Origin of the sequence: Aquisalimonas sp. (assembly GCF_007120195.1) — a bacterium.
Taxonomy (GTDB): domain Bacteria; phylum Pseudomonadota; class Gammaproteobacteria; order Nitrococcales; family Aquisalimonadaceae; genus Aquisalimonas.
The window spans coordinates 21730-34179 of record NZ_SKOG01000008.1 but is presented as its reverse complement, the minus strand read 5'-3'; the positions used below and the strand labels follow the sequence as shown (position 1 = coordinate 34179).

Sequence of the window (12450 nt, the reverse complement as noted above, 5' to 3'; positions counted from 1 at the left end):
ACAAAATGATGGAGGAGCCGCCATGAAACGTCGCAATTTTCTCACTGCAACCGGGGCCGCCGCCGTGGCCGCAAGCACGGTGTACGCACCGAATGTGATTGCCAGCAACCGCCGTTTCCGCCTGGAGATGGTCACCTCCTGGCCGGCCGCCCTGGATAACCTCTACGGAACCGCCGAATACTTCGCCAAACGCATTGGCGAGATGACCGATGGCGCCGTGGAGGTGCGCACGTACCCGGGCGGCGACCAGGTGGGGCCGCTGGAAGTGTATGGCGCGGTCGCCAGCGGCGCATTCCCCTGCTGCCACACCGCGCCCTACTACTACATCGGCGAGTCTCCGGCCCACGGGTTCTACACGGCGATTCCCTTTGGCCTCACGCTGGACGAGCAAAACGCCTGGATGCGTGCCGGTGGCGGCCAGGAACTCTGGGACGAGCTCAATGCGCGGGATCACCTCGTCGCGTTTCCCGGCGGCAATACCAGCGCCCAGACCGGCGGCTGGTTCAACAAGCGCATCGACTCTCCGGACGACCTGCGGGGCCTGCGCATGCGCTTCCCCGGGCACGGGGGCCGGGTCATGGCCAAGGCGGGCGTCAACATTCAGCAACTCCCCGGCGGCGAGGTCTATACGGCGATGGACCGTGGCGCGCTGGATGCCGCCGAGTGGGTTGGCCCGTACGACGACAAAACCCTCGCCATGCACGAGGTGGCCAAGTACTACTACATGCCTAGCTGGGCGGAACCGAGCGCCATGCTCGGATTCTACTTCAACGAGGACACTTGGGCGGAGTTTCCAGCAGACATTCAGTCACAAATCAAGGCCTGCTGTTATGAGGCGGACGGCTGGATGGCGGCGCGGTACCTCGCGACCAACCCACCGGCCCTGGAGGAGCTGCGTGACGAGCATGGCGTCGAGGTGCTCGACTTTCCGGAATCCGTTTTGGAGGCGTTCTGGGAAGGGGCACAGGAAGTGCACGAGGAAGACATGCGCGATGAGATGTACGCGACGATCTACGAGCAATGGGACGCCTTTCGCAAGCAGGTTCGCGGCTGGAACGAGCGCACGACCTACCAGTATCAGAGCTACCTCTTCAACCGCTGATGCGGGCGGGATACGGACGCGGGGTCGCCGCGTTCGGATCCCACACTGGTTCTACGCCCGCGAGATCTCCGGCAGCCACAACACCAGGTTCGGGAATGCCACAATGATCCCGAGCATGAGCAGCTGTATGAGGATAAATGGAATAATCCCGCGGTAGATATCCCGGGTACGCACGCTCGCCGGCGCGGCCCCGCGCAGATAAAACAGTGCAAAACCAAACGGCGGTGTCAGGAACGATGCCTGCAGGTTCATGGCGATGAGCACGCCGAACCACACCGGGTCAATCCCCAGCGTGATCGCCACCGGCGTCACCAAGGGCACGACGATGAAGGTGATCTCGATAAAATCGAGGAAGAAACCAAGAATAAAGATAGTGACCATCACGAACACCAGGAAGCCCCACTCGCCCCCCGGCAGATTTGACAGAAAATCCTCCACCACCCAGTGACCACCCAGGGCGTTGAAGACCATGGCAAAGGCCGTGGCGCCAACCAGTATGATGAAGACCATGCTGGTCAGGCTCACCGTCTGCTCGTTGACGGCGCGGACGTTGGCCAGGGTGAGCCGCCCGTTGAGCAGCGCCAGAATGGTCGCCCCAAACGCCCCCATGGCACCTGCCTCCGTTGGCGTCGCAATCCCCATGAAAATTGTCCCCAGCACCACGCCCACGAGGATCAGCGGTGGCAGCAGGCTCCAGATGACGGCCAACCAGAGGTTGCTGATGGCAAACTCCTCGGCGCCTGCCGGCATGGCGGGGGCACGGTCGGTCTTGAAGAAGGCGTAACCGGCGATCCACAGCATATACACCCCGGCCAGCATCATCCCGGGAATCAGCGCCCCCATGAACAGGTCACCCACGTTCACGCGGACCATCTGGTCGCCGAGTATAATCAGGACGATGCTGGGCGGGATAATCTGGCCAAGGGTCCCGCTGGCTGCGATTGTGCCACTGGCCAATCCCCGATCGTAGCCATACTTGAGCATGACCGGCAGCGCCAGCACCGTCATGGTGACAACCGAGGCTCCCACCACGCCGGTGGAGGCGGCAAGCAGCGCGCCCACGGCCACAACGGAAATCGCCAGGCCGCCGCGCATCTTGCCGAAAAGCCGACCCATGGTCTGAAGCAGATCCTCCGCGAGCCCGGAGCGTTCCAGCATTACCCCCATGAATACGAAAAACGGGACCGCGACCAGGGTGTAGTTGTCCATGATGGAGCCAAAGATGCGCTGCGGCAGAATGGTCAGCCGGCGGGCGCTGAAAGCCGAATCCCACGGCAGGGCCAGGCCCAAATTCGGTAGCAGATCGCTGAAGAGCAGCGTAAAGAGGACGGCCGTACCGCCCAGGGCAAAGGCAACCGGGTAGCCGATCAGGATGAAGATCAGCAGCACCGCGAACATCCAGAAGGCGACGTACTCCATCAGCCTTCTCGGCCCGGGTCAGGTTGCCGCACGCCCTGCTCACCCGGCCCGGCAACGCCCGGCACACCCCGCAACCAGGCCACGCGCTTGATGATCTCGCTGATACCCTGGAGTAGCAGCATGGAGAAGCCGAGCAGGATGACGCTCTTGATTGGATAACGCGGTAATCCACCCGGGTTGGGGCTGGATTCCAGCACGCTCCACGAGCGCGCGACGTAATCGACACTAAAATACAGGACGAATAAGCAGAACGGGATCAGGAAAAAGATGGTGCCGAATAGATCCACCCAGGCGCGCGTCCGCCGGCTTCGTGTGGCGTAGATGACGTCGACGCGGACATGACCGTTACGGCAAAGCACGTAAGCGGCGGCAAGCAGGAAAACGAGACCGTAGGCGTAGACCTGAGCTTCCAGCATGGCATTGCTGCTCAGCTGCATGCCAAGTGTTGCCCCAAGATAGCGGCCAATAACGTTGATCACGCCGATGGCGACCATAACGAGCGCCACCCAACCCATGGCCCGCCCAATGTGGCCGTTCAACCCATCAATGATCCGCGCGATCAGCAGTAAAGCGGACATCACCGTCCCCGGCGTCCTCCTAAGCCGGAATCATAACGGGCGCGCGATACGGCTGCAAAGAACGCGATCCGCGGGGCGACCAGGGCTGCGCCCCACGCAAGCTGCCAGGCGCTTTCAAAGCCCCCGCGTGCAGGGACGACACCAGCCCGAACTCAATCAAGGGCGTTATTTCGCATGCCCCGGAACAGCGAGGACGGGTAGAATGCTGTTGTCATGACGTGAGCGTTCCCCCATAACACAAGAGCACACCGCCGGCACCTCGAAGAAGGGAGTGGTTTTTCATGAAGTGCGTCCGTTACGTTGCCCCAGCTCTGCTGCTCACCTCCGCACTCGCTCAGGCCGACTTCGAAGCGTGCCGTGACCGATTACAACAGCAGGCAAGGGATGCCGGCATCACGTCAACGACCGCCCTGGAGGCTCTCGCCCGGGTGGAACAACGCGAGCGCATCCTGGAACTCGATCGGAGTCAGCCCGAGTTCGTACAAACGTTCCAGGCGTATCTCGACCAGCGTGTCACTGCGGAGCGCGTGCAACGCGGCCGAGCGCTCCTGGAGCAACATGGCGCACTGCTGGGGCAGGTGCACCGGGACTTCGGCGTTCCTCCAGCGTACGTGGTTGCCTTTTGGGGACTGGAAACCCACTTCGGCGATTACTTTGGTCGTGTCCCCGTGCTCGATGCGCTGGCAACGCTTGCCTGCGATCAACGCCGCTCCCAGTTCTTTACCGGTGAATTGATCGATGCCCTGCGCATTATTGACGCGGGCAATATAGCGCCAGACAACATGCGCGGGTCCTGGGCGGGTGCCATGGGACATATGCAGTTCATGCCTTCCACCTTCATAGCCCACGCCGTCGACTATGATGACTCCGGCCGGATCGACGTCTGGAACAGCCTTGCCGACGCCTTTGGCTCCGCGGGCAGCTTCCTGCGCGGCATCGGCTGGCAACCCGGCGAACGCTGGGGCCGGGAAGTGAGCTTACCGGACGATTTTGACTACGCCGAGGCCTCGCTGAACACGCGCCGAAGCATCAGTGACTGGGCAGACCGCGGTGTCCGCACCGCCGCCGGCAACCCGTTACCGAGCGCCGACATGGACGGCAGCATTATCGTCCCCTCGGGGCACAACGGGCCGGCGTTCCTGGTCTATGAGAACTTCCGCGTGATCATGCGCTGGAACCGCTCGATCTCCTACGCCCTGGCCGTAGGGCACCTGGCCGACCGTATTGCCGGGATGGGCGCACTTTACGCCGACTGGGACGAGGAGGCGTTGAGCATCGAGGCGGTCGAGGAAATTCAACGCCACCTGAATACGCTCGGGCATAACAGCGGCGAACCCGACGGCATGCCCGGCCCGAAGACACGGGCGGCGATCCGCGCCTTTCAGGGCGCCGTCGGTCGCACGCCGGACGGTCACCCCGACCACGAGCTGCTGGACGCCCTGCGGGCGGCCTTGAGAGAAACGGACGCCTGATCCGGGCTATCCCGCACGCCCCGCACGCCGGTTCGCTTCAGGGAGCCTTGGAGCGCTCGAAGAGCGGGTGAATCGCAAGGGGCTGGGCATTGCGAATGATGCTGGATGGCTTCAGGCCGAACAGCATACGGAAGTCCCGGGCCAGCTGGCCCGGATCCCGGAATCCCGCCGACAGTGCGGCTTCGGTAATGCTACCGCTGACGCCAATGGCCATGGCAAAGCGCTGCATACGCGTCCACAGCCGAAACCGTCCAAAGGAGACGCCAAGCTCGTCGCGAAACAGCTGTCCCAGGCCACTGGCGGAGAGCTCCACCTCATTGGCAAGGGCCTCCTGATCAGCGGGCGGCCGGGGTTGCTCCAGCAGAATGTCGATGATGCGCTGAACACGTGGATCCAGCACCAGCGCTTTCGGCCCGGGCAGATGGTCGTCCAATCGCCCTAACACGCCTTCTGGCACCATATCGCCTCGGGCCGCCCGGTCCATGATATCGGACAATTCCGTCGTCAGCACTGATGGCAGGCCATCGGTGATTAGCGCCTCCGAGCCCAGGTGCCTGGCATGACGGGCCACCGGATGGTGCGGCCCGAGCAACAGTTGAGCAATCCGCGTTCCCTGGTAATTGAGGGCGGGAACCGTGGCCCCGGGGAATACCCAGGCACTGCGCACCAGGCGCGGGACCCCGTTGCCCATTGCGTAGGGGCCGTCGATCCCCATGATCAATGTATGGGCGGGATTACGGTGGGCATCCACCGCATCTACACGACCGGTGAATAGCGTCCAGTCGTAGCCGATGAATAGTTGCGCGGACTCCATGCACAATCCTGCGTGGCTCGCTCCTGTTCCGTCATTATAGACACAGCCTTGTCAGCGCCTATATGCCCGTATCGCCCAAATCCACCACCCCGACCCATCCAGGGCTTGACTCCCCGGGGCACGCCTACCGCGCGGTTTGCTCCACGAACGGGAAGACGTTGGTGAACCCCATGATGTCGGTAATCAGCAATACCAGGAAAACGATCAGGGCAGCGCTGACCACTGAACTCACGCCGGCCCCGGCCGGTGCTTCGCCCATACGCTCGCTCAGGGTCTGAAGCTCCGCTGCGGTCAATGCACTGACACGCTGCTCGGCATACTCGGGGTCCACCCCCCAGGCCACAAGCTGCTCGCGAACGGTGTCCTCCGCCAGCCACTCGAGGACGTCACCGCGCGTCTGCTCCAGTTCTGCAGCACCCACCACGGCGTCAGTGCCGATCATGTTCGCCTGGGCAGCAGGAAGCCACACCGAGATGACCAGGAACAAAGCCGACCAAAGCGCCGCCAACGCCCGAAAGCCGATTCGTTTCTGCAACATGGATGCCCTCATTTTAGTTTGTTCACAGCCGCGACGGTTCGTTTGCCACGTCGCGCCGCACTACTCATGTCTCCGCCGCCTAATGCAAGCCATGCGATGGCGTGACGGCCGAAAACCGGTATTCTGATGGCGAGTAAGTATCCCATAACCGTTCGCCGTCTCGAGTCAAGTGCCATGCCCGTTCGAGCCCGCCCCGCCGCTACCGTTATTCTGCTTCGCGATGGTGCGCCGGGACTGGAAGTCCTGCTCCTAAAACGCCATGCGCGCACCCTGTTCGGGCCGGGCGCATCCGTTTTCCCCGGAGGGGCCGTGGATGCGGTGGATGCGGGGCCGGACCAACCCCCGTGCAACCTGGACGACGCCACCGCCAGTGCCGAGCTCGGCCTCACAACAGCAGGGCTTGCCTATCGCATGGCCGCCATCCGGGAGTGCTTCGAGGAGGCCGGCATCCTCCTCGCGCAACACACCGACGGTTCCCCCATCACGATGGATCATCCGGACATGCTGCGCCGCTTCGAGCAGCGCCGCGAGGCGCTGCGCCATCAGCGTCTTAGCCTGGCTGAGCTGTGCCGGCACGAAGACCTGCAAGTGTATGGCTCGCGACTGCACTATGTCAGCCATTGGATCACCCCCGCCTACTCCCCCAAGCGGTTTGACACCCGTTTCTTTCTGGCCGTCGTCCCCCCGCGTCAGGAAGCCACCTGCTGCGGCCGGGAGACGGTGGACCAATACTGGACCACGCCCGAGGCCGGCCTGGAGGCACACCGCAGCGGCGAACTTGATCTCATGACGCCGACCAGCGACACTCTGGAGCGACTGCGGCGCTACGCGTCGACCGGCGCGGTGATCGCTGAACTGGCACGTGGCAAGGAGCGACAGGGGTCAGCCATTCCCGGGCACGGACTGATGGAACAGCGCTTTCCGGATCCGGCGTGAGACACGCCTCGAATGCATGAGCACGACTTCCGACAAGAATGCGCTGCCTGCAGCAGCCGCCCACCTGGTGACGCACCTGGGGCTCATCCCGCATCCCGAGGGGGGCTGGTACCGTCGCATCCATACAGGAACAGTGCCGGTTACGCGGCCGGATGGCACACAGCGGCCCGGGATCACGCTTATTCACTACCTCTTGCCAGCGGGCGCCTACAGCGCCTGGCATCGCGTTGATGGCGACGAGATTTGGCATTATCTGGATGGCGAGCCGCTCACCCTGCGGCGGCTGAGCAACAACGGCACACGCTGCGACCTGCGCCTGGGTCCACCGCCGCAGTCGTTGCCGGTGATCGTCGTGCCGTGCGGGGACTGGCAGGCCGCCACACCCTCCGGTAGCTGGACGCTTACGACTTGTGCGGTGGGGCCCGGCTTTGCGTTCGAGGGCTTCACATTGTTGCGGGACACAGACGGCGGTCGGGAGTGGCTGGCGGGTCATGCCCCGGAACTGATGGCCCTTTTGTGAAGGAACGGCACCGGGGAGCCCCAGGCAGCGCATGATAGCTACGCTTGACGTCCTGCTCCTCATCGTAGCGGCAAACGCGGCACCGGTGACGCTGAAGCTGATGCTGCGCCAGGAGCCGGCTTGGCCGGTGGACGGGGGCCTGCAATGGCGCGACGGCAGGCGGCTGTTCGGCGCCTCAAAGTCCATTCGCGGGGTGGTGGCAGCCATCATCGCGGCAGCGGCAGTGGCCTGGATTGTTGGGCTGCCTATCCTCGCCGGCGCCGCCGCCGGAGCAATGGCAATGACAGGCGACCTTCTGTCCAGCTTTACCAAGCGGCGCCTCGGACTCGAACCAAGCAGCCGATTCCTGGGCCTGGACCAAGTGCCTGAGGCGTTTTTCCCGCTGTTGGTGCTCATCCCGCTGACGGAGGTGGAGCTGTGGAATGGGCTGAGCGCTGCGCTGTTGTTTGTCGTGCTCGGCCCACCTTTGTCCTGGCTGCTGTATCACGCCGGGATTCGCCGCGAACCCCACTGACGCGATGACACCCGCGCACACCTGGCAGCGGCTAGAGCGAATCTTCCAGGTAGTGAATCACGACCTCCGGGGGGCAATTGTAGCGGACATCCAGTACCGACGAACCGGCGCCGACAGAGGTGTAGCCGGTCAACGCCTGCCATTGCCAGGCACCGCTCTTGAGATCCCGGGGACAGTCGGCGTTGGTCACCAGCGGAATGCCTCCCGGCAGGCGGATTTGGCCGCCATGGGTGTGCCCGCACAGCATGGCGTCGACACCCGCTGCCAGGGCCTCCCCGTAAGCCTCGGGAGAATGGGCAAGCAACAGCACCGGCATGGTGTCGGGCCGCTCTCGCAGGGCACGACGAACATCGTCCTGGCGGTAGTAATGCGGATCATCCACACCGGCGAGCCAGACACCGCTGCCGTTGCCGTCGCCCAGGACGACGCCCTCGTTCAGCAGCACGCGCACACCGAGCGCTTCCATAGACGGCACCATGCGAATGCTGTCGTGGTTCCCGAGAATGGCGTATACGGGACCATCCAAGGCCTCGAGCATATGTTCGAGACCAGCCATGGCGGGGCGCGCATTGCCATTCGTCTTGTAGCGAATATCCCCGGTGATCACGCAGGCATCCCAGCTCAGCCCTCGCAATTGCTGCGCCAGATACGCCGGAAAATCTGCATCGATGTCGATATGCGGATCGCTGATTTGTAACAGACGAAAGCCTCGCATCGACGCTGGCAACCCCGACATCGCCAGGCGGTGCTCGCGGATCTGCAGCGCGCGGGTGTTGCGCCGCCCCCGTGTGTAGAGGCCGCTCAAGCGCAGCGCCCAGCGCAGGCAAAAGCGAGTGACGGAAGCGTTTTCCAGATGGAGCGCGCCCGCCTGCCAATCAAAAATCGGCTCACCACCCGGCGTTTCACGCCTCAGTCGCGCCTCCAGATGCCCCACTGCCAAGCGGCCATCCAGATAACGCCGGAGCGCTTCATCCTCGTGATCCATGTATGTATCCTGAAACGGCCAAACCGGACCGCACACTCCACACCGGGAATCGATGGGGATCCGGCAGACCCACTACAGCGGCCGTAGCCGCGCCGGCGTCATTCATGGCGGTAACATAAGCCCCCGCGCCGAGCTCGGGAAACCGACCAATCGACAGTTTAGCGCACTGCCCGGCCCCGGTTCCGGGTAAGGATGGACTCCGCCGCGCGACCCGCCAGTCCACAATGCCCCCCGGAAGCTGGAGGCGCCCATGGCGGTAGACCAGCTAATTTTTGTCGCCCATGGCAACCCCCTTGGGCTGCGTGCCGCACCGATCCGTTCGGTCAGAGGGCCGTTACTACACCGTAAAATGCTACGCTGCACAACGTCGTAAATCAATGACTATGCAGATATTTCCTTGCGGTTCAGTCCTCTATTGCGCAGCCGCCTCACTGGCCGCCAGCCCTGCGCCCACCTCCGCTGCACTTCCCCGGGTGAGCTGCCTCCGGTAGGCTCGCGCAGTTATCCGGAAAGTCCTGCACGAGTCCCGTGCCCTTATGGCTTTCGAGCGCGCTGGGAGACCCGAGGCGTTGCCGCAGGTAGGCTCATTGCTTGCCGGTGCAACGCACGACCACGGCGCCCCCGAATGCCCCTGAGGGCGGGCGGCCGCCCCATGGCGCATGGGCAAGGCGGCTGCACAAGAGCAAAGGGAATCGTGCAGCGCTTCCTTCGCCCATGGACCCGGGCCACCACGGCCCGGCCCGTGCAATCCCGCCACACCGGCTCGGAGGATGGCCAACATGGCCCTGTATATCGTGGTGCTTCTGGGTATTGTCCAGGGCGCGTTCATGTTCTTGCCAGTGAGTTCGACGGCACACCTGGTCCTGACCCAGCACTGGCTTATTGCCCAGGGCGCGGACATGCCGGCGCCGGACAGCGCCGAGATGATCCTCTTTGATCTGGTCGTGCATGTGGGCACCCTCTTTTCCATCGTCATTGTCTTCCGTCGCAGCCTATACCGCCTGGTCCGCGACGGCCTGCTCGGTCTGGCGAGAATGCGCCAGCAGTTCCGCCCGGTACCGCTGACGATCCGACTGGCCCTGCTGTGTGCCCTGTCCGTGCTTGCCACGGGCATCATTGGCATCACGTTCAAGCTTTTTTTCGAGGCCGTGTTCGCCCGCCCGGCCATGATCGCGGCAACCCTGGCGATCACTGGCGCACTGCTGTGGATTACCGACCGGCTGCCGCCACGGCCGATGGGGCTGCGGGGCATTCGGCCAAGCACCGCCCTGGGCATCGGAGTAGCTCAGGGGCTGTCCCTGATGCCGGGTATCAGCCGCAGCGGCATCACCATCGCCGCGTCGCTGCTGTTCGGCCTGAAACGCCGCTGGGCCGCCGAGTACAGCTTCTTTCTTGCCATCCCCACGATTCTCGCGGCCACCCTTGTGCAGGCACTGGAACTGCAGGAGGCCGGCGGCGCCACCCAGCTAGGCTGGGTGGAGATGACGGTGGGTATGGTTGTGGCCGCTGGAGTGGGCACGGCGGCCCTCTATCTGGTCGTCCGCCTGCTCTACAAGGCGCAATTGCGGGTTTTCTCGTGGTATCTCTGGCTGCTCGCAATTTTGGTGGGCCTCGGCGTCATGCCGATGGGGCACTGACGGCATTCGGCTCCTGCGCGCCGCGACCCGCGAGCAAAAGCGCTGCTCGCTCCCGTTGCAGGTGGTGACGGCGGTACAGCGTGTCGGCGCGTGCAGCCGACTGGAGTGAGGAACAGCCGCGCCCGCCGTTGCCATCTGCACCGCCGCACCCTCTTGAAGCGTAGCCTTTGCCTCAGCGCGAGCGCGCGGTGCCCGCTCTCCGAGCCATGGTGCTTGCCTGCAGCAAGTCTCCCTGGCCGCGGAGCGCGCGCAATTACAGTGCATCATGATTCAAACCAGTGCATTCCGCCGCCCCCATTGATACTTCCACCCCCAAACCCCCTTTTTTGATCAGTCAGTTATGCACGTGGCACGGTACCTGCTTCGAATGGGACGACACACGTGACGGCGGACCACCGCCTGATGTGGTTCTCAACGACGGGATTGCGGTTCGTAGCGCCAACCCCCTCCAGGCAAGGGCTCCTGCCACCATCACCTGTGGGGCTCCTTATTCTTGCGTCAACTGAGGCCCAGACGATGACCAATAAGTCACTAGGCGATCCATTCGATCCGAACATTGACCTGCGTCATAGCGCGGGCTGCACGTGCAACAGCTGCGAGCGTGGAAACGACAGCGCCTTTGCGCATCGGCAGGCGCATCACGATAAGGCGGCAGACGACACCGGATCCTCCATGAGCCGGGAAACCATGATGGATCGGCTCATTGAGAGCGCCGTGGTCCGCTCCCTCTTTGCCCACCATGACCCCAGCCGGCGTCAAGTCCTGAAGATGATGGGCTCGGGCACGTTCGCCGCGGCCTTGGCATCTTTCTTCCCACTCGACGCCGCCAAAGCCCTTCTCAAGGACGACCTCGGCACGCCCGAGAAAAAAGACCTGAGTATTGGTTTCATCCCAATCACCTGCGCCACCCCGATCATCATGGCGCACCCCATGGGCTTCTACGAACGCTACGGTCTAAATGTGGACGTCGAGCGGGCTGCCGGCTGGGCGGTCGTCCGGGACAACTCGTTGAACCGCGAGTACGACGCGGCGCACATGCTCACCCCCATGCCCCTCGCCATCACCATGGGCGCGGGCTCGAGCTCGATGCCGTTTCTCATGCCCGCTGTCGAGAATATCAATGGCCAGGCCATCACATTGCGCAACGACCACAAGGACAAGCGCGACCCCAAGGACTGGAAAGGATTCACCTTCGCTGTGCCATTCGAGTACTCGATGCACAATTTCTTGCTGCGCTACTACGTCGCGGAGCACGGGCTTGACCCGGACCAGGACATTCAAATCCGCGTGCTGCCTCCACCGGAGATGGTGGCCAACTTGCAGGCCGGCAACGTGGACGGCTATCTCGCCCCCGATCCGTTCAACCAGCGCGCTGTGTGGGACGAGGTGGGATTCATCCACATGCTCACCAAGGACATTTGGGACGGCCACCCATGCTGTGCATTCAGCACCAGCCGTGCATTTGCTGAAGAGGCACCCAACAGTTTTGGGGCCCTGTTCAAGGCCATCGTTGATGCCACGCACTACTCCTCCGCGCATGAGAACCGCGCGGAAATCGCTGAGGCCATTGCCGGTCGCAACTACCTGAATCAGCCCGTTTCCGTTGTGGAACAAGTCCTCACCGGTCGCTATGCCGACGGCCTTGGTGAGGTCAAGGACGAGCCGAATCGCATCGACTTCGATCCCTTCCCCTGGCACTCCATGGGGGTGTGGATCCTGACGCAAATGAAGCGCTGGGGCTATATCGATGGCGACGTGGACTACAAAGGCGTCGCCGAGCAAGTGTACCTGGCAACGGACTGCGGCAGGCTCATGGAGGACCTCGGATACGAGGCACCGGGCGTCACGTACAAATCCCACACCATCATGGGCAAGGAGTTCGACCCTGAAACCCCGGAAGAATATGTAGAAAGCTTTGAGATCCGGAGGGCCTAA

At 63.3% G+C, this 12450-nt stretch carries 12 protein-coding genes; 7 read left to right on the top strand and 5 right to left on the bottom strand.

Translation table 11 applies throughout. The features are described 5' to 3' along the window. Nucleotides 1-22 precede the first annotated feature (22 nt). On the top strand, nucleotides 23-1102 hold the full coding sequence (locus tag QZT63_RS00865; protein WP_290647789.1) for an ABC transporter substrate-binding protein: 1080 nt from the start codon (nucleotides 23-25) through the stop codon (nucleotides 1100-1102). Between the two features lie 51 nt (nucleotides 1103-1153). Here QZT63_RS00865 and QZT63_RS00860 read toward each other — a convergent pair whose 3' ends face one another. Next, a complete protein-coding gene (locus QZT63_RS00860) occupies nucleotides 1154-2521 on the bottom strand; it encodes a TRAP transporter large permease subunit (protein ID WP_290647788.1) in 1368 nt (455 codons plus the stop codon). Next, entirely contained in the window at nucleotides 2521-3099 is a 579-nt protein-coding gene (locus QZT63_RS00855; protein WP_290647787.1) for a TRAP transporter small permease subunit, read from the bottom strand. The genes QZT63_RS00860 and QZT63_RS00855 overlap by 1 nt, the downstream gene beginning before the upstream one ends. 281 nt (nucleotides 3100-3380) lie before the next feature. Here QZT63_RS00855 and QZT63_RS00850 point away from each other — a divergent pair, with 281 nt between their 5' ends. Beyond that, nucleotides 3381-4571, top strand: a complete 1191-nt coding sequence (locus QZT63_RS00850; protein WP_290647786.1) for a lytic murein transglycosylase — start codon at nucleotides 3381-3383, stop codon at nucleotides 4569-4571. Nucleotides 4572-4608: 37 nt separating this feature from the next. On the opposite strand, the gene QZT63_RS00845 is transcribed toward QZT63_RS00850, so the two are convergent. Then, nucleotides 4609-5385 (bottom strand): AraC family transcriptional regulator, encoded by a 777-nt coding sequence (locus QZT63_RS00845; RefSeq protein ID WP_290647785.1) that lies wholly within the window; start codon nucleotides 5383-5385, stop codon nucleotides 4609-4611. A gap of 124 nt (nucleotides 5386-5509) precedes the next feature. Beyond that, nucleotides 5510-5923, bottom strand: coding sequence for a PA2779 family protein (locus QZT63_RS00840; RefSeq protein ID WP_290647784.1), 414 nt, complete (start codon nucleotides 5921-5923; stop codon nucleotides 5510-5512). A gap of 174 nt (nucleotides 5924-6097) precedes the next feature. Here QZT63_RS00840 and QZT63_RS00835 point away from each other — a divergent pair, with 174 nt between their 5' ends. From QZT63_RS00835 to QZT63_RS00825, 3 genes are read left to right on the top strand one after another with little or no spacing between them, the layout of a single operon-like run. Continuing rightward, the gene (locus tag QZT63_RS00835) at nucleotides 6098-6859 is read left to right on the top strand and encodes an NUDIX domain-containing protein (protein ID WP_290647783.1); all 762 of its coding nucleotides are present in this window, start codon (nucleotides 6098-6100) and stop codon (nucleotides 6857-6859) included. 16 nt (nucleotides 6860-6875) lie between these two features. Continuing rightward, nucleotides 6876-7379 carry a cupin domain-containing protein gene (locus QZT63_RS00830; protein WP_290647782.1) on the top strand — a complete coding sequence of 168 codons (504 nt, stop codon included), beginning with the start codon at nucleotides 6876-6878 and terminating at the stop codon, nucleotides 7377-7379. Between the two features lie 31 nt (nucleotides 7380-7410). Then, the gene (locus QZT63_RS00825) at nucleotides 7411-7893 is read left to right on the top strand and encodes a CDP-archaeol synthase (protein ID WP_290647781.1); all 483 of its coding nucleotides are present in this window, start codon (nucleotides 7411-7413) and stop codon (nucleotides 7891-7893) included. Between the two features lie 31 nt (nucleotides 7894-7924). Here the strand turns inward: QZT63_RS00825 and QZT63_RS00820 are convergent, their stop codons facing one another. Then, entirely contained in the window at nucleotides 7925-8878 is a 954-nt protein-coding gene (locus QZT63_RS00820) for a metallophosphoesterase (RefSeq protein ID WP_290647780.1), read from the bottom strand. Between the two features lie 779 nt (nucleotides 8879-9657). Here QZT63_RS00820 and QZT63_RS00815 point away from each other — a divergent pair. Both QZT63_RS00815 and QZT63_RS00810 read left to right on the top strand, forming a co-directional pair. Then, nucleotides 9658-10515: an undecaprenyl-diphosphate phosphatase gene (locus tag QZT63_RS00815; RefSeq protein ID WP_290647779.1), complete on the top strand. Its 858-nt coding sequence runs from the start codon at nucleotides 9658-9660 to the stop codon at nucleotides 10513-10515. Nucleotides 10516-11031: 516 nt separating this feature from the next. Next, complete coding sequence (locus QZT63_RS00810; RefSeq protein WP_290647778.1) at nucleotides 11032-12450, top strand: CmpA/NrtA family ABC transporter substrate-binding protein; 1419 nt, start codon at nucleotides 11032-11034, stop codon at nucleotides 12448-12450.

Bases quoted from the DNA above. Each gene is read 5' to 3' on its own strand.
- QZT63_RS00865 (WP_290647789.1), top strand. From the start codon at position 23: ATGAAACGTCGCAATTTTCTCACTGCAACCGGGGCCGCCGCCGTGGCC.
- QZT63_RS00860 (WP_290647788.1), bottom strand. From the start codon at position 2,521: ATGGAGTACGTCGCCTTCTGGATGTTCGCGGTGCTGCTGATCTTCATC.
- QZT63_RS00855 (WP_290647787.1), bottom strand. From the start codon at position 3,099: ATGTCCGCTTTACTGCTGATCGCGCGGATCATTGATGGGTTGAACGGC.
- QZT63_RS00850 (WP_290647786.1), top strand. From the start codon at position 3,381: ATGAAGTGCGTCCGTTACGTTGCCCCAGCTCTGCTGCTCACCTCCGCA.
- QZT63_RS00845 (WP_290647785.1), bottom strand. From the start codon at position 5,385: ATGGAGTCCGCGCAACTATTCATCGGCTACGACTGGACGCTATTCACC.
- QZT63_RS00840 (WP_290647784.1), bottom strand. From the start codon at position 5,923: ATGTTGCAGAAACGAATCGGCTTTCGGGCGTTGGCGGCGCTTTGGTCG.
- QZT63_RS00835 (WP_290647783.1), top strand. From the start codon at position 6,098: ATGCCCGTTCGAGCCCGCCCCGCCGCTACCGTTATTCTGCTTCGCGAT.
- QZT63_RS00830 (WP_290647782.1), top strand. From the start codon at position 6,876: ATGAGCACGACTTCCGACAAGAATGCGCTGCCTGCAGCAGCCGCCCAC.
- QZT63_RS00825 (WP_290647781.1), top strand. From the start codon at position 7,411: ATGATAGCTACGCTTGACGTCCTGCTCCTCATCGTAGCGGCAAACGCG.
- QZT63_RS00820 (WP_290647780.1), bottom strand. From the start codon at position 8,878: ATGGATCACGAGGATGAAGCGCTCCGGCGTTATCTGGATGGCCGCTTG.
- QZT63_RS00815 (WP_290647779.1), top strand. From the start codon at position 9,658: ATGGCCCTGTATATCGTGGTGCTTCTGGGTATTGTCCAGGGCGCGTTC.
- QZT63_RS00810 (WP_290647778.1), top strand. From the start codon at position 11,032: ATGACCAATAAGTCACTAGGCGATCCATTCGATCCGAACATTGACCTG.